Source organism: Trichodesmium erythraeum IMS101 (genome assembly GCF_000014265.1).
Lineage (GTDB): Bacteria > Cyanobacteriota > Cyanobacteriia > Cyanobacteriales > Microcoleaceae > Trichodesmium > Trichodesmium erythraeum.
The window spans coordinates 6,845,994-6,864,287 of the sequence record NC_008312.1; the positions used below are offsets into that span (position 1 = coordinate 6,845,994).

Genomic DNA, 18,294 nt, shown 5'->3' on the forward strand with positions numbered 1-18,294 from the left:
TACATCAGATATAGAGGTACTGCGTAAGTCCTGGCAAATACTTGTAGTGAAGCTTTCCTAAAGTATTCTGCCAATTTCAATTATTAGTCATCAGTTTTCGAGTTCATATGTTAACTGCTTTAACGTTTGACCAGTTTTTTACTCATCTTCCGCAACCGAATTGACTCTGGTGTGATCTCAACCAACTCATCCGGCCCAATATATTCCAACGCCCGCTCCAAGCTCATTTCCACAGGAGCTTGTAACTGCACTAACTCATCCCCAGTTGCAGAACGATGATTAGTCAACTGCTTAGTTTTACAAACATTCAAATCCAAATCTTGAGGGCGGTTATGCTCTCCCACAATCATACCTTTATAAACCTTTGTACCAGGGGTAATGAAAAATACTCCACGGTCTTCAGCATTTTTCAAGGCATAAAAAGTCGCCACACCTTCCTCAAATACAATAATTACTCCATTGCGTCGAGCTTCAATGTCACCAATTAAAGGACGATAATCTAAAAAACTGTGATTCATAATGCCTTCCCCACGGGTAAGACGCATAAACTCACCCCGGAAACCAATCAAACCACGAGCAGGAACAGAAAAATCTAACTGAGTTCGACCATTTGTACTCACCTGCATATTCTGCATTTCCCCTTTGCGCTGACCTATTCTTTCGATGCAACCACCGACAGCATCTTCGGGAACATCCATCACTAATAGTTCAAATGGTTCGCATGGCTGACCATTTATTTCCCGGTAAATAACTTGAGGTTGAGAAACTTGAAACTCATAACCTTCTCGGCGCATAGTTTCAATCAAAATACCCAAGTGCAATTCCCCACGACCTGAAACAGAGAACTTCTCTGGAGAGTCAGTTTCTTCTACTCGTAATGCCACATTAGTTTCTAACTCTCGCATCAGGCGATCGCGTACTTGCCGAGAAGTTACAAATTTTCCTTCCTTACCAGCAAATGGAGAATCATTTACAGAGAAAGTCATTTGTAAAGTCGGTTCATCTACTTTGATCAGAGGTAGAGCTTGAGGTTCGTTAGGACAAGTAATAGTTTCACCAATATTAGCATCACTAAAACCAGCAACTGCCACAATACTACCAGCAGCAGCTTCTTGTACGTCAATGCGTGCCAAACCTTGGAATCCCATTAATTTTGAGATTTTTGACTTAACAATTGTACCATCTTCTTTGACAATAGCAGCTAGTTGCCCAGATTTAATCACACCATTGTGGATACGACCTACCACTATTCTGCCCAAATATTCTGAATAGTCCAGAGTAGTCACCTGTAACTGGAGAGATTTTTCAGGGTCTCCCACTGGAGGGGGCACATGGTCTAAAATAGCATCGAATAAACACTGCATATCCTGTGATTCCGTTTCCAGGTCTTTTTTCGCGTAACCTCCCAAACCAGAGGCAAATAGATAAGGAAAGTCACATTGGTCATCATCTGCACCTAGTTCAATAAATAGGTCAAGAACTTTGTCAACAGCCCTGTGGGGATTAACTCGGGGACGGTCGATTTTATTAACAATAACAATGGGCCGTAAACCTTTTTCTAGAGCTTTTTTGAGCACGAAGCGAGTTTGTGGCATTGGGCCTTCATTGGCATCCACAATTAGTAAACAACCATCCACCATACCCAGAACTCGTTCTACTTCTCCTCCAAAGTCAGCGTGACCAGGAGTATCGACGATATTTATGAGAGTATCTTTGTATGTAACTGCGGTATTTTTAGAAAGAATTGTAATCCCACGTTCCCTTTCTAGGTCGTTGGAGTCCATGACACAATCAGGAACTTCTTCTCCTTCCCGGAAGATGCCAGATTGTTTGAGGAGCGAGTCTACTAGGGTAGTTTTGCCGTGGTCAACGTGGGCGATGATGGCTACGTTGCGAATAGGAAGAGACATAAGAAGTTTTTATTACGGATATTGGTTTTAGATTTCTTTAATTATTGTAGTTGATCTAAAGCACTATGGTGCTATCCGTAAGTCATAAGTTCTTAGTCAGAAGTCAGAAGTAATTCCTCAGAGAATTTAAGCATCTATAAATGTCCGCACCCTATTCCCGTAGTGCTATAATTTAAAAATTACTAAAATTCAAAATTAACATATTAAAAATTAGGAGCCAATTTTCTATTCTCTGACTTTGCCAATACCAGTTTAATAGGGAGTCATAGAGGTCAGAACTACCCTCGTATTCTGAGGTATTGTGAGTACAATAACATTTACTGAAAAAAATTCAGGCTGTTTGACCTTTTCTTGGACAAAACTCCACGCTCTACAGACTTTACCCACCCCTGGGGGTGATTTAGGGCAGGTTACCCAACCTCTGTGGATCTGTTTTTTTGTCTCTTAAGTCCCTGAAAAAGATTAATTAATATTTTTTAAAAATTAAGATATGCATTCCCAAAAACAACTGAAAAGCTCTCCATTTATAGGGGAAGTTTTAAACCCAATTTTTAGGTGAAAAATGGTAAATGTGATTCAGAATTAATTATAAAAGTAATCACTTACACAAATTATTACCATCCTTCTTACATATAGTTTTAATTAGTAACTTTAACTAAATTGCCAACACAAATAAAATTTATCTTTAGGTTCGGTGATTAGTTTAGTGTTGTATAATTCTTAATAGTAAATATTTTTTTCTCTTTTCCTATCCTACTCCCAATTCCCAATTTTTGATTTTTAATCTATGTCTTTACCATCTTCATTAGAACGTATTGTTAAAAAATTTAAACGGGCATCTTCCAATAAGTTACGTTATGAACAACTACTTTGGTATGCCAAAAAATTACCTGATTTTCCTGAGGATAAAAAGACACCAGAAAATAAAGTTTATGGTTGTCAATCTCAAGTATATATTACTGCTAACTTAACTGATGGAAAAGTTTATTATCAGGGGGATTCTGATGCTCAGTTAGTTAAGGGATTAGTCGCTTTATTAATTGAAGGTTTGAATCAATTAACACCTCAAGAAATCACTCAAATAACTCCAGATTTTATTGAAGAAACAGGTTTAAAAGTAAGCTTGACTCCTTCTCGTGCTAATGGTTTTTACAATATTTTTCAACTGATGAAAAGTAAAGCTAATTTCTATTCAAATTTAAGAGAGTAATAAGTGAGCAGGAACTTTGTAGCTTAAGGTAACTAATTATTAGTAATTTGGGAAACAGGGAGTTTAAAAGAACAAAAACAACTGTACTGAGGTACCTCAAGAAATCCTATATAATATGTTCACTAAAGCCAAAGCTGAAAAGTCTTGACCCTTGTTTATACTTATAGTGATTGAGACAAACTTAGGATGTTAGGCCATTTTTTTATGGCCATAAGTTAAGTATGTTGAGGTGATTAAGGATCAAAGAATTTAAAGATGAAAACTGTAGCCTTTTTTTTGTAGAGAAAGTCCTAGCTTTTGAAAGATAAGTGAAAAGCCGAAAAAGCTATCATTTCACCTCAAACCAGGGAAAAATATCAAGGGACAATTCCAACTCCCACCTCCAATTGCCTCTATATTATAGATACCTCCTATTCCTCCATACTACTCCCTACTGCCAGCAAATAATAATAGAGTCTTTTTTTTAAAAAACTAGACAATTAAATTTTAACGAGCTTAGAATAAAGTAGTTTGATTTAATTATCCAATCAGTTTTTAAAAAATACTATACTATATATTGTATTGTAAATGATTGGTGGAGGAAACATTAAAAGTATGGACATGGAAGCCCTGAGAGAACGTACGGGGCTTACCCGTGCTGAGGTAGCATATCGCCTGGGTATCAGCGAAACCAGTGTTCGTAACTGGGAGACGGGGCGTACAGAACCAACTATGACCCCCCAAAAATTTCTAGAAATTCTGGATATTTTAAAATGCAGTCCAGAAGAATTAGCTTTGGCCAGCGATAAATCTATTAGTCAACGTCACAAGCGTAAACCAGGTAGACCTAGAAAATTTATAGACAATAATGATGAACTAGATGAGGCCAAAACCACAGAATCGGCAACTGGCCATTAATGAAGTACTCAATAATCAGTAGGATATTTTTTTTAGGGTTGACAAGAAGATTTTAACCTTTCCTAAACCATCTAGCGGTTGGAGTTACCGGAGATGTTAACCCCAAGCTACTAAAAGCTGTTAAGGTAGTTCCTAGGCATAAATTTAGCTACTTGTGGAGAATTCCTGTAGAGAAATACTAAAAGTTGATAGCTAATTAATTAAAAATTGGCTGAGTAATATTTACTCTAGAAATAGGTTTTGAGCGCCGTAACAGGGAATGTAACAAAAGTGATGCCGGGGGTTTTTCAGACTGTTGGTCAAGCAAAAAAACTTACAAACTATTAAGGAGTTTTAGGTGAAAATTTTGAATAAGCTGGGTTTATTAAAAAAAACACCAGATGAGGCAAAATTACCAGTAGATGATATTCCTGAAGCTGTAAGAGATGAAGAAGAAAGTGCCAAACACCAATCTTTTAAGCCTCAGAAAATCTGGCAAATTTGGCAATTATTAGCAATGGGGGCGATCGCTCTCATAATTAGTATTAGTTGGCATTTCCAATTTAACAAAACTCTCAACACATCTCCTGTCGTCCAAATGAAACAAAAAATCAGCACAAAAGCAGTTGAAACATCTCCAACTCAATTAGAAACACCTTCACCTTCGCCATCTTTCAATTCTTCCATTAAGCAGAGAGAAAATATCCTCGGACACTTGCCCTACAAAGAAGCATCTTGGCAAGAATTAACACCAGTTTTTGGCAATCAAAATATTAGACTGCGTTCAATTGCAGCAGAAAAATTTGATCTTATGGCAGATGTAGCTTGGTCTGCAAATATCGAGTTGGTTCCTCTCTCAGGGTTTAGAACTGTGGGAGATCAACAATATTTATTCTTTGAGGTGAAAGCAGAGCGGGGACAGGAAACATCTAAAAGAGCAGAAGTTAGTGCCCCTCCAGGTTACAGCGAACATCATACAGGTTACGCTATTGATATTGGTGATGCTAGAATGCCAGAGACTCATCTCGAAGTTAGTTTTGAAAACACAAAAGCTTTCCAGTGGCTGCAAGAAAATGCTGAGAATTATGGTTTTGAGTTATCATTTCCCAAAGATAATCCTCAAGGTATTAGTTATGAACCTTGGCATTGGAGGTTTGTAGGAGATAGTCATAGTTTAAAGACTTTTGAGGAGGCGAGGTCACTCAAGGAGTGAGTAGCAAATAGAAAATTAAGATTATAGCTTTCAGCATTTAGTATTTAGCTAGCCTCTTGCAGAAAAACTGGGTATATCAGCTCAACTCAAAAATATTGCTTGTTAAGGACTTTAATAAAATTAAATTGAATTATGAGACAAACTTCACTTAATATTATTGCTATTGGTATCTTTGTTATGACCATGTCTAGCTTACTTGGACCGATATTTAATATATCTCCATTTTATATCGCGATCGCTACTTTTTCTGTGCTAGTATTAGCAACTATAGATACCTTGGGATGGCAAGGTCAAGGAAGTATGATTCTTGTAGATTTAGTAGCAGGAACATCCTCCGAAAAACGCGATCGAATTATTTGTCATGAAGCTGGACATTTTTTAGTAGCTTATTTATTAGAAATTCCTATAAGTGGATATGCTCTGAATGCCTGGGAAGCATTTCGGCAAGGTCAGTCATCTCAGGGAGGAGTTAGATTTGATGACCAAAAATTAGCTGCTCAGTTATACAGTGGTGTAATTTCTTCTCAACTTGTAGACCGATATTGTACAGTCTGGATGGCTGGTATTGCTGCAGAAAACTTAGTTTATGGTAATGCTGAGGGTGGAGCAGAAGATAGAACTAAGATTACAGCAATTTTGAGACAATTAAAACGTCCTGGAGAGTCTAAACTTAAACAAAGTTGGGCATCTTTGCAAGCTCGTAATTTGTTAGAAAATCATCAGTCTGCCTATAAAGCTTTAGTGAAGGCCATGACAGAAAGATCGTCCGTTTCTGATTGTTATCAAACCATTAAGGAGCATCTTTCTGTAGATCAGGATTAATTTACTATTTCCCAGCTCAAGGACTAGCAATTCATTTTTGTACTTAACTCTTTTTGAACTCTTTCCCATTCATTTTTGCTTTGTAAGAAAATTTTCGTAGCTTTTTCTAAATCAAAATCTTCTCTAGACTCAATCACAGCAAGAGCCATCTTCTCTAACTCTTCACATAGTTTAGAAAAATTAATTGCCCCCAATAAAGCACTGCTAGTCTTGAATTTCTGAGAAGCTGTCTTTAATGCATTAAAATTACCCTTGTTGATATAATTCCTAATCATATTTATATTTTTATTCCCATCAGTAAGATAATCTTGTATCAAAATAATTGGGGTATCTGGTTCATCATAATAAAGATTGCAAAATTTTTCTATAATTTTAGGATCGACAGCCAGTTGTTGATCGTTTAATAAATCTAAACCTGGCATTGTAATTTCTTTAGTTTCTGGTACATCTTCTATATTGCTTGGTATAACAATAGGCAACGTACTTTTGAGTGATATTATTTCATCTGACTGAGAAGTTGACTCTACCTGAAAGTTAGTAAAACTCGGCTTCTGAATAACTGGTTGCCTAGAAGAGTTAGTTTTAACTAATGTTGACCTGATAACAGAAGAATGACTCCTAACTGCATTTTCTAAATCCGTTTTGGAGCCTAATTTTTGGTTTCGTATTCTCTTGAATTTATTTAAAACTTCTACTAATTTTTCCTGATCAACTGGTTTAGTCATATAATCATCCATACCAGCATTTAGATACTTCTCGCGATCGCCCGACCTTGCATTAGCTGTCATAGCAATTATCCAAGGGCGTTTTTCTTCAGAGTATCTTTGACATATTTGATTAGTTATTCCTATCCCATCTCCATTATTCATCTGCACATCCATTAATACCACATCATAGGATATCCGCTTCAAAGCATCCAAAAATTCTACTTTGTTAGCAGCTACATCTGCAAGGTAACCAATTTTTTCTAGTAAGTGTATTACAACTTTTTGATTCACTACATTATTCTCTGCTAACAATATACGAATATTAGTATAATCCCTATTTTTTTCACTTAAATCTTGAAAATCTTCCATATCTAAACTAGGAACTTTGTCGTTTACCTCTTCTTCCTTTCTAGTTCCAAATACTTCCAATAAAACATTATAAAACTGAGACTGTTTGATAGGTATATTCAAAAATCCAGCTAGACTAACTTTTGCTTCCTGAAGTTCTCGGGAAATATCTACTGTATCAATATAATTCAACATTAGTAATGGTAAAAATGACTTATCATTCTTATTTTGTTTTGAGTTTTGTTCAGCTTCCAACTTGCGAATCTTTCTAGCTAATGTCAACCCATCCATATCTGAAATATCCATAGCAATAATTCCAAGATCAAAAACTTTTCCCTGTTCCAAGTCGCTTAAAGCTTTGGTAGCAGAATCAGCAACTATAGGTATCATTTCCCATTGCTTAACTTGCTGTTTAATTTCCTCTTGATTAATAATATTACTTTCTACAACCAATATTTTCTTACCTCTTAGTAAACCATCAACTATTTCCGGAGAATACATTGCAATTGCCTTAGCTTGAATAGTAAAATAAAAGATTGAACCTCTGCCACTTAGTTCTGGTTTAACAAAGTAATGCGGTGGATTTCCGGCAATATTTACTTTAGATTCAGGAGAACTAGAATTATAAACATTTATTGGATTTTTTGGGAAATTAATGTCCCTACTATCCTCAATTTTTAAGAGAGATATTTGTTTTTTTTCCTCTGACAAATTCTTAATTTCTAATGGCTGAGAAACTACCCACATTTGACCACCCATCATTTGACTCAATCTTTGACTAATAACTAATCCTAAACCTAAACCATCATATTCTCTATTCGTGGCAGGAGACACTTGAGAAAAATCTTTAAATAAGTGATCTATTTGGTCTAGAGGAATACCAGCACCTGTATCCTTAACAGCAAATTGTATTTCATAGTTATCTGTGATTTTGCCAGCCCCTTTAAAATCAGATATTTCCTCATAACTTATTGCTTCTAATTGACTATATTCCTGACTTTTTTCCGATTTTTTTATAGCACTAATATAAACAACTATTTCTCCTGTTTTTGTGAAATTAATACTATTTTTTAGTAAATTAAACAATATATTAACCAGTTTTTTATCATCTGTTAAAATTATTCTAGGCACATTTTTATCAATTAAATAAGCAAGTTCTAATTTTTTATTTTTTGCTATTATATCTAATGATTTTAGCAGATCTTCAACACAGCCTCTAATATCCAAAGGACTTAGTTCTAATTCTACTTCCCCAGATTTAATTTTAGTAAAGTCAAGAATATTATTAATCATATTTATTACTACATCTCCCCTGGCGAGAATAGTCTTCACAAAATCTCTTTGTTTAGGATTTAATTTCATACTTAATAACAAACTTGTCATCATCATTACATCATTCATATTGGTCTGAGATTTGTGACTCATCATTGCTAATAATTCCCCTTGAGCACGGTTCCTTACTTCTGCTACTTCTCGTGCTTTTTCTAAGGCTTGATTTTCAGCCTCTAATTCTTCTTTATGGGTAACTTCTGACTCTAATATTTGTGCTTTAGCTAATGTTAATCCTACCTGAAATGCCACCTCTTCTAATAAACTTATTTCATCCTGTTTCCACTGACGTATATAATCACATTGATGTAAATGAATAATACCATTTGGTTTTCCTTGATAGGAGGTACGAATTGCCAATATTGATCTAACTTTTAGTTTCTGGTACATCGGTACATCTGAATTTAACAGAGGATCTGAAAATACATCTGGAGAGGCGATCGCTCTGTCTTCTCCTAATAATTTTTCTGTATAATAATTAGAAGTAATAATCAGATCTAAACCCAATATTGATTCATGGTTTGTTTCCAAATACTCAGCCATACAAGGTAGATGTAAATCAGGTTCAGTAACATAACTATGAATTAAACAACGGCTCACTTTAAATGCTCGTCCAATTTGAGTAACAGTAGTCTGAAAAATTTCTTTAGTATCTAACTTCGAGCAAATTTCTTGGGTAATTTGTTTAAGTAATAAAAAGTGCTGATATTTATTTTCTAAAGCTTTTCTCTCATCTTCTCGCAACAACTCACCACCAATATAATTTGCCATTAGTTTTAAAACTTCTATATCTATAGAACTCCACTTATTCTTAGTAAGACGACTGGAAAAACTAAGAGTACCATAAACTATTCCTGATGCCAAAATTTTAGTGCCAATATAAGACTCGACATGACGCACTGTGTGAGCAGGATGATGTCGCCATTGTGAGTTTTTCGCTGATTCAATAACGAAGGGTTCATCGTATTGTAATGCTTCCTGGTCAAATGTTTGTTCCAGGGTAAAAATGTCTCCTTCAGCTATTCCAAATAGAAAATTTTCTGGTAGATGAGCTGCAATAACTTTATAAAGTTCTCCTAAAACTTGCCCTAATAAACCTATATCCATCCCAAAACGATGGCATCCCATTTCCAGTAATGCCACTATTTTGCTTTCAAAGGAAATATCTGCATTTGTAGTCACTTCATACAATTCTTTGATTGCTTTTTGACTAGCTTGTAATTGTTGTTGGGTGGCAATATCCTCAGAAATATTACTTAGAGTACTTACTATACCAGTAACCTTGTTTTCCCTATCAAATACCAATGTACTCTTCATTTTTACTGGACAATAGCCTCCCGTTTTGGTTAACAACTGTAATTGATAGGAATCTGCAACTAATTTATTATGAATAATAGCTAACTCTGTATTTTCTGGATGATTTTTTGTAAGAAAATTTAACTTATTTATATCTTCTGGATGAATATAGTCTAAAAAATTTTTTCCCAAGCTATTTTTAGGTTTAAAACCAGTGATTTTTTCCCATGCTTGATTTAAAAAAATTAAGTTGCCGTGAATATCAGTTTCCCAAACTATTTCCGACAAATTATTAATTATTTGGATATGCTTTTCTACTAGAAAACTTTGTTTTATTTCTGCCTCTTTTTCCTTAGTAATATCAACAAAAATTCCTACCATTCTCACTGGTTTTCCTGATTTCCATAAAGTTTGTCCACTATCAAAAATCCAGATGAAATTATTGTCTTTACCTTGAATCCGATATTTGATTTTATAAATAGTATTTTTTTTAGTTAAGTGTTCTTGAATAGCAGTATTAACTTTATCCCTATCCTCTGGGTGAATTCGACTTAACCATTCATCAAAACTAATTTTATGGGAAATTTCATGTTCTGTATAACCTAACATTTTTTCCCCCAAAGTCGAGTAGAAAATTTCGCCAGTTTCGATGTTCCAATCCCAGATTCCATCTTGATCTAATTTTAGAGTTATGCCTGTAGTTTCTGGCGCTGCTAGTTGGCTTTTTTCTAAATTGTTCTGTTCAATGGTGTATTGCTTAAGTTTTTTATTAGCTTGATGTAATTTTAAATATGTTTTTTCTACATAACTATAAAAGCGAATTAATGATTGATATAATGACTTATTTAGAAGTATTTGCCGAATAACTTTTGTAGGACTAATAAAATAATCAATTTTACCTATATAATTTTGCACAATTAGGGGCAATAAGCAATATTTTTTGTTGATCAAATCTACAGCTAATTCTAGGGTAACATCAGAACCTATTACTATTGGTGATTTATTACAAACTATCCCCGCTTTAACTTTATTAAAATCTATTTTTAATGCCTGTAGTTGTACTATATCTCTACTACTAATTGTACCTATAATTTTGATTGATTTTTGAGAATTTGAACTTTCTTGATTGAGATAAATATCAGTCTCATTTTGATATTTTTTTTCTGTGGCTTCAATAATCAAAACATAACTCACATTATGGGTAGACATCAGTTGGGTAATTTGTTTGATTGACAAAGAAAACGAACCTTGAATAACTTGAGATTCATGGGTTTTTTCTAGGTGATTAATTGGGATAAAGTTGCCTGGTAACTCTAAAGATGAGTCGAAGGTTATTTCTTGAGGTAATAGTTGATTATTTGGATTTTTTAGTAAATTATTCTCAGATTTTAAACCTTTATTTACAGTATTATTTTGATTAGCAGATAACTTTTGTTGACTCTTAATTTTCTTTCTTGAGAGGATTGATTTTTCACCCTTTTTTTTGATATTGTTCAGATTTAAAAGAAAACTGTGACCAGTAATTAGACCTATAAGTCTCTCTAAGTTATCAACAATTGGTAGATGGTTGATTTTATGTTTTTCAAATAGTGCGAACAGAGCAAAGATATCTGGAATTTCTGATAGTTGTGCTGTTACTATAGATCTAATCATAATTTGAGCAATTGGAAACCCACTTAGAGGAGCTCCAATAGAGGCTAATTGCACTAAGTCTCCCTCAGTAAATATACCAATAACTGGCCCTAAATATTGTAGCTTTGCATCTGGAGAATTGGAATGATGATTTCCCTTTGGGGATCCAGGACTGCGATCGCCTGGAGTCACTATTTTTATAGAAGTAGAAAAAGATGGTTTTTCTGTAATTAGTACACAACTTGAACCTGTACTACTCATGGAAATAATTATATCTTCTACAGCAGTTTCTGCCGTAGCAGTAAGGGGATGGTAATTAATAACCTGACTGATAGAGGGAATAAGCATTTTGCAGTTACTCTGGTTATTTTGCTAAAAATTGTTAATGTGGGTTTATGTCCCGAAATAATGCTATTTTTGAGGTTTTCTTTACTGGGATTCTATAATTCTTAGGTCATACCCATACCTACTTTGGCGGTTTCCTAATTAATGTTAATTCCTACCTTTTGCGACTAATTATTTTAATTAAGAACGTAATTGTTAATTAACAACTTATCTAAAATTAATAATAAGATTTTTTAGACTATTTTATGTCGTCTGTACTCAATGATTTAATTTTCTATTAGACTCTCAGACTCGTCACTATCTCAGTTATCGTTTAAACTTCTGGGCACGGAACTTCTTTTTTATATCGCGTAGAGAAACAGTACCTTAGATTGAAGCTAGAGGCTTAAGACCTAATTTTTTGGTCAAAGTCAGTATTGAAAATATCCTGAAACTTTATATATTAGTCTTAGCATTATTAATAAATGTTAATATTCACTCACCTATTACATATTATTTGCCATAAATATAGTTAATATATTTTTTATAGCATATTAAAGTTTAGTATAGCAATCCTAAATATAAGTTTAAAATCTAAGTTTAAAATCACTGAACTTATTAAAAAATAGTTCCAACTCCAATTCCTTCACCTAAAGTGTTTCCTACTTCCTGCATTAAAGCAGCCTAAACCTTTCACTTTTTAGATATCATTGCTATAAGTTTCTCAAAACTTAAATAAGAAGCAAACAGACAAGTATCAAGTAAATAATGAGTAAAAAACTGTTGGAGTAAATATACCGTGACTTTTGAAGAGCTGATTCAGAAGGGAGGCCCCGCTATGTGGCCTTTGTTAGTTTTATCAATCTTGTCCCTTAGTACCATAATTGATCGCATCTGGTTCTGGACAAGTCTATTAATTAAGGAAAAACAAACGGTTAATAGGGTATTAGAGTCGGCACGCCGTGACTGGAGCATAGCAACAGAAATGGCAAGACGTAACCAGAAACAACCTATAGGTCGTTTTTTATACGCACCTTTACGACTACAACATCCAGAACCGGAAGTATTTAAGTTGGCACTGGAGGCTGCTGCTGATGATGAGTTGGCCTCAATGCGAAAGGGAGATAAGTTACTTGAAGGAGTAATTGCTTTGGCTCCTATGTTAGGCTTACTGGGTACTGTTTTAGGTCTTATTGGTTCCCTAGGATCAATTCGTCTAGGTGATCTGGGTACTTCTTCCACTGCTGGGGTAACAGTAGGTATTGGTGAAGCTTTAATTAGTACAGCTACTGGTTTGGTAGTAGCTATTTTTAGTCTGGTATTTTATCGATTATTTCAAAGTTTATTGTTTAATCAAATGAAGGTTTTTCGGAAGGCTGGCAATGAGTTGGAGTTGCTCTACCGACAATATTGGCAACAGGTATTTTTAAGTAGTTCATCAGAAAATCAAAATCCTGGTTTTTCTACTTCATTTATTCAGAATACTCAGAATAATATAAATACTTTAGAACCAGATCAAAAACCCACAGATTTTTTATCTGAAAATGATCCTGAACAATCTCAAGATAATTCTCATGATCAATGATTCAAAAGTTAGCAAATACTAAAAAAAAACTTATTGATTCATTAAAGCAAAATCATCTTTAATTTTCTTTTATCAATTATTATATCAAGTCTCATTTATTAGCAATAATAAACATACTTTTGTCACATCAATTGCTCCTAATTCCTAATTCCTTTTTTACTACAGTCGGTATTTAAACAGATTTACACTTTCAAGGTTTGGGAAAAAAATGCTTAATTTAGTATTTCAATGAGAATGCTGAGTAGCAGAAGTACTGATAACTAATAACTGATAACTGATAACTGAAATGACTGCTATGGATGACTATAATTTCTCCTAGATATCTAAACCTAAAAATTATGAAGCTTAATCAAGAGTCTATTAGTGAAGAAATTAGGATTGAGTTAATACCTCTAATTGATGTAATTTTTTGTATTCTGACTTTCTTTCTTTTAGCTGCTTTGCAGTTAACCCGTCAACAAGCAATTAATGTTAATTTGCCAAAAGCTACCACAGGTAAACCTCAATCACAAGATATGTTACTTGTGAGTTTGGATGAAGTAGGAAAAACTTTTATTGATAAACAACCTGTCAGTACTATAGAATTAGAAAAGTTTGTACGTAGATATAATAAGCTTTCTCCTAGGGGGGTTGTTGTATTATATGCTCCTAAGGAGGCCAAATATAATGATGTTGTGCAAGTTTTAGATTTGTTGCGAGAGGTGGGAGGCGATCGCGTGGCTCTAGCAACTTTGCCCGGTTCTCCTCAAACTGGTGCTGGTAATACTTCTGAGAATCCTGTGACTCCTTTTCAAGAAGATAACAAAAATAATCCAACAGGGACAACTGATGCTGATAATACTTCAGATAACTTGGTGACTCCTTCATTTCCAGGAAGAACTGTTGATCCTAATAAATATAAATTACCAAAAGCTCCTGAATAATCTGAATCATCTACACAATAGGTTTATTTTATTTGTCAATTGTTAGCTTCTATTTGTCAATTGTCTGTTTTGAGCTGTTAATAATTTTCACCTTCGGTTGGTTCTGCTCCTTTATTAGTAGATCAGAAGCAGTAATGCTTAGTGCGGCGATAAGGCCCACTAGTAGTGGAGCAGGATGCTCCCACTACCATGGCTCATAATAAATATAATAATAATGGAGGACTATTCAAATTTACCATCACCGACTTTTGAAGGAAACAGGTAATAGAATTCCCTACTCACTATTATCTATTCTCTACTCCCTATATGATTTGAACCGACTTCGAGTAATTTTTCCAATCTTGCTGTTGACCAGTATTCTGTAGGGTAAGCGATCGCAAAAATAGAAGAAAGTCGAATTAACCAAGTCACCTGCTTAAAAGAATCATCTTCTTCGTCGTATTCATCTGGTGGCACTAGTACCATAATTTCTACAAAATCTTTTGTTAAAGTAACAGGAAAACCATAATAGGTTTCCTCGGCTTCGATGCGAACTTTATTACCATTTTCTAATGCTTCTTGCAACCTTTGGTAGAGAAGATTAGACTTTTGACATTTGTCTTTTTTGGCCACAATTATTCTCCCTAAGTCTTAATCTGGCAATTTAGTACTTTTCAAAGCACCCATGTAAAACTGCGGAATTAACTCAGTAGCAGTCGCACTACTTTGCTACTCACCAAAGTTAATTGTCAAATGCTACGCATTTAGGCCGCGGACATTGGTAAATTATGAAACTCATTCATAGATTACTTTTGCCTTTTTCCTACTCCCTCAAAAGGTTAAGGGGGCTGGAACTTTAATTGGCGCCTAGTTTTTTATCTATTCTTAAGTTTTCACTTTGTTGGTAATTTGTTTGACTATCTTATCACTTAACTAAATTATGTTATTACAAAATGTGTAAATGCCAACATCTCTAAAAATTAAACTTAATTTTTTTTTAGGTAAGTGTTAAGAATGTTTTAGCAAATGTCCCATTTTTAGATGAGTTTTAAATTTGTTTACCATAAAAATTGATAATTGCTGGTTTATTTATCATAAAATTCGAGAATTATTCTAGTCATTGTTGCATAATTTTTGATAATTTCCATGGTTTGGGTCTGGGTATCTAATTTTTCTTGATTCACAGGAGCAAAATTGGTTAATAAGGTAGTTATTATTGCTATTGCTATTTTTAATAATCTATGCCATCTAATTTTTGGTTTTCTTTCCCAGGGTATTTGATTATATTGAAAATAAATATCATCATTGGGGGACTTCAATAATAAAATGGGTTTATTACCGTGATTTTTGTTTTTCAAATGATGATTTTTTTTCGGATCACCTAATTTTGGCTTAAGTCTTAAAACATAATAGTTATTATTACTGTTGTATTGAATCAACAAGCAGTAATATTTTTTACATAGGTTTTGTTTTTTCATATTTTTTTTTCTAGAAATCTGTAATTTCAAGATATGAAATATTTTTTGATTCCGTAAGCCCCAAAAATTTCCCTCTGAAGAATCTGGTTAAGGGGAATTGGGGGAATATTATTTACCCTAGGCAAGTCAAAAGTTGAAATTTACAAGTCAAGAGTCAAGATTCAAAAGTAAGAAAAAAGTGAGTTGGTATTAAAAGGTATATTTTTCGCTATACTAAGTAGGATCAAATATAAGTTTGGCTGATGAATAATGGGCTACAATGGGATGATTTTCTGATAATAATTGCTAATGAATATCGTTTGACTAAAGTAGAAAAAGAGTTCTTTTTTAAAAGATTTGCCAAGGAAAATTTGGAGAAGAAAGATGGAGAGATGTCTCGTCTTGTAATGGGGAATGATAGTCAGGAGCAAACTTATAGAAAACGAAAGAGTAATGTATATAAGAAATTTAAAGACATCATAAATCATGATGGAAAAGACAAGTTTCCAATCTTATTAAAAAAGTTAGAAAAAGAATATCAAAGTCGGTATTTTTCACAAGAAATTACTAAGTCTCCACTAGAACCTAAAAATAAAGTTTCTAATCCTTTTATTCCATTAAGTGGAGTTATAGATAATTCCTGGTTATTTTTTAATAGAGAGGAAGAAATTAATAGCATTTTTGAGGTACTTAATAGTGGTAGTAGTGTTGCTATTATTGGGGAGGGTGGAGTGGGAAAGTCTTCTCTTTTGAAGGCGATCGCTCAAAAAGCTGATAAATATCTTGAAAAACCTCGGAAGTCAATATATATAGATTTGCAAAATATTCAAAGTGATGATGATTTTTATACTGCTCTTTGTGAGAAGGTTGGTATTGAAATTTCTCGGGGATATCTGTTACAAAGAAATCTGAAGTTACACCGAATTTTGCTTTTGCTTGATGTGGTAGAAAATATTAGTTATGACTGGTTTACTAATAAATTGCGTAGTCAGTTACGAGGGTTAGCAAGTAATTTTGAGCCTCCTTTACGTTTAGTTATTGCTGCTTCTAAATCATTGGATACTTTGTTTCCAGATAGCGGGGATAAAACTTCTCCATTTGAAAATATTTGTATTGAAGAACATTTGAAACCTTGGAATGAAAAAACTATTCGTAATTTTATTAATGCTCGCCTTCAGGCTGATTTTTTGGAGCCAGAATATCAAGGAATTAAGTTTGGTGAGGATGAGATTTTACAAATTATTGAAAGTAGCAAAGGTTATCCCCGTAAAGTGATACATCAATGTCATGAATTATTTAAGTCGAAGAGTTACAATTCTGGTTTGCTGAACAAGTCTTTTCAGGAGGGGGGAACTGAGTCTTAACCTCTATTCCTGGAGAACCCACCCCTAACCCAGATCGTGGAGGGGGGTAAGTAAAAGCCTCTAAAACGTCTCTACAGAGGAACAGAGGATGTGTAAACCCCTAAATCGGACCCTGGAGGACCTGCCCCAAATTCCGACTAGGAGGGGAAAGGTCGGTAGTCAGATACATTTGTCCTTTGATTTTTCTGCCATGGGAGTCCCTAAAATACCAACTTTTTGACTTTGAAGGACTGAAAACTAGGGACTAAAAAAAAGGCTAAGACTTTTATTTGTCAATGCTTTTAGATTTAATCAGCTAGCCCTAAGAACCTGAGTCCTTATTTAATTTCTAATTTCTAAATTCTTAATTATGTCCCAGCATTCTATTCTTCAGGAAAATAAGTCTTATACTTTCGGTTCTTATGTCGAGTTGCCTGATGAAACGGAAGATATTTTGGCTGAGTTTAACTACAATTTTAAAAGAGCAAAATTTTCTTTGCCTACATCACATCGGCAGTTGAAGGGTTTACCGGAATTAGGCGGGCGAATAGAGGAAAGTTTGCCTTTGGTAAGTTTGAGTAGCGAGGCGGCACGGCCAGAAGTTTTAATTGCTCCGGTACTTTTGCAAGTGGCTCGCTATTGTCAATGTTGCCTCAGAATTGAATATCCTTTGAATATAAATGAACGATTAAAAAGTAATCTTGATTATTTACTACAAGCTAATTCTCAACTGTTAGTAATTGAGGCTAAAAATGATGATATGACCGGAGGTTTTAGACAGTTAGCTGTTGAGTTAATTGCATTATCAGAATGGGAACGGGAACGGGATTTAATTTTTGGTTGTGTAACTATGGGAGAACTTTGGATATTTGGGTTTTTGGATAAAAAACAATGTTTAATTCAGCAAAATATTGATTCTTTGAGAGTTCCTGGAGATTTGGAGGTTTTAGTTGATGTGCTTGTGGGGATTTTAGAAGGTTGAAGGTATGGGTAAATTCTCTGTTTTTCTGTGCTTTAATGTTTAATCAGCAAGCCCTAATTAAACACTTATTAGTAAGAATATTTTTCTATGTTTTATAATGTTTTGGTGATATACTAAGATAAAAAAATTTATATTTTGAGGAAGGTAATTTATCTGCTGGTTGCTTTCCTGACAACACTAAATATAGGTGATAGTGTGACTCTGCAGCAACTAATTAATTGATGAAAAAAGATAATGACTCGGTTCCCCGTCTGGATCTAGCGCCACAGTTAAAGCGCCCCCTTTCTATTTGGAATCTTTTGGATTATTTGCGGTTGTTGTATTGGGTGTTTTTCTTTCCCCAGGCGTTGCCGTGGTA

The 18,294-nt window shown here is 34.2% G+C and carries 12 protein-coding genes; 8 read left to right on the top strand and 4 right to left on the bottom strand.

Annotated elements, in window-relative coordinates; genetic code table 11:
• Positions 1–119: 119 nt before the first annotated feature.
• A complete protein-coding gene (gene typA, locus TERY_RS21455) occupies positions 120–1,910 on the bottom strand; it encodes a translational GTPase TypA (RefSeq protein ID WP_011613752.1) in 1,791 nt (596 codons plus the stop codon).
• 787 nt (positions 1,911–2,697) lie between these two features.
• On the opposite strand from typA, the gene TERY_RS21460 reads away from it, so the two are divergent.
• The 4 genes from TERY_RS21460 to TERY_RS21475 all read left to right on the top strand — a co-directional run bounded on the left by TERY_RS21460 (position 2,698) and on the right by TERY_RS21475 (position 6,031).
• Positions 2,698–3,120 carry a SufE family protein gene (locus TERY_RS21460; RefSeq protein ID WP_011613753.1) on the top strand — a complete coding sequence of 141 codons (423 nt, stop codon included), beginning with the start codon at positions 2,698–2,700 and terminating at the stop codon, positions 3,118–3,120.
• A 594-nt stretch (positions 3,121–3,714) separates the two neighbouring features.
• Positions 3,715–4,017 (top strand): helix-turn-helix domain-containing protein, encoded by a 303-nt coding sequence (locus tag TERY_RS21465; RefSeq protein ID WP_044137908.1) that lies wholly within the window; start codon positions 3,715–3,717, stop codon positions 4,015–4,017.
• Positions 4,018–4,354: 337 nt separating this feature from the next.
• A complete protein-coding gene (locus TERY_RS21470; protein WP_011613755.1) occupies positions 4,355–5,209 on the top strand; it encodes a D-alanyl-D-alanine carboxypeptidase family protein in 855 nt (284 codons plus the stop codon).
• A 132-nt stretch (positions 5,210–5,341) separates the two neighbouring features.
• Positions 5,342–6,031, top strand: a complete 690-nt coding sequence (locus TERY_RS21475) for a hypothetical protein (protein WP_011613756.1) — start codon at positions 5,342–5,344, stop codon at positions 6,029–6,031.
• Between the two features lie 23 nt (positions 6,032–6,054).
• Here TERY_RS21475 and TERY_RS21480 read toward each other — a convergent pair whose 3' ends face one another.
• Entirely contained in the window at positions 6,055–11,691 is a 5,637-nt protein-coding gene (locus tag TERY_RS21480) for a PAS domain-containing protein (RefSeq protein ID WP_011613757.1), read from the bottom strand.
• Between the two features lie 775 nt (positions 11,692–12,466).
• On the opposite strand from TERY_RS21480, the gene TERY_RS21485 reads away from it, so the two are divergent.
• Together TERY_RS21485 and TERY_RS21490 are read left to right on the top strand one after the other, a co-directional pair.
• On the top strand, positions 12,467–13,252 hold the full coding sequence (locus TERY_RS21485; RefSeq protein WP_011613758.1) for a MotA/TolQ/ExbB proton channel family protein: 786 nt from the start codon (positions 12,467–12,469) through the stop codon (positions 13,250–13,252).
• Positions 13,253–13,590: 338 nt separating this feature from the next.
• On the top strand, positions 13,591–14,175 hold the full coding sequence (locus tag TERY_RS21490) for an ExbD/TolR family protein (RefSeq protein ID WP_044136991.1): 585 nt from the start codon (positions 13,591–13,593) through the stop codon (positions 14,173–14,175).
• Between the two features lie 288 nt (positions 14,176–14,463).
• Here TERY_RS21490 and TERY_RS21495 read toward each other — a convergent pair whose 3' ends face one another.
• The gene (locus tag TERY_RS21495) at positions 14,464–14,787 is read right to left on the bottom strand and encodes a hypothetical protein (protein WP_011613760.1); all 324 of its coding nucleotides are present in this window, start codon (positions 14,785–14,787) and stop codon (positions 14,464–14,466) included.
• A gap of 452 nt (positions 14,788–15,239) precedes the next feature.
• On the bottom strand, positions 15,240–15,632 hold the full coding sequence (locus TERY_RS21500; RefSeq protein WP_011613761.1) for a hypothetical protein: 393 nt from the start codon (positions 15,630–15,632) through the stop codon (positions 15,240–15,242).
• Positions 15,633–15,874: 242 nt separating this feature from the next.
• Between TERY_RS21500 and TERY_RS21505 the strand changes: the two genes are divergently transcribed.
• Positions 15,875–16,975, top strand: coding sequence for an AAA family ATPase (locus TERY_RS21505; protein WP_011613762.1), 1,101 nt, complete (start codon positions 15,875–15,877; stop codon positions 16,973–16,975).
• Between the two features lie 349 nt (positions 16,976–17,324).
• Positions 17,325–17,936 carry a hypothetical protein gene (locus TERY_RS21510; protein WP_011613763.1) on the top strand — a complete coding sequence of 204 codons (612 nt, stop codon included), beginning with the start codon at positions 17,325–17,327 and terminating at the stop codon, positions 17,934–17,936.
• Positions 17,937–18,294: the final 358 nt, after the last annotated feature.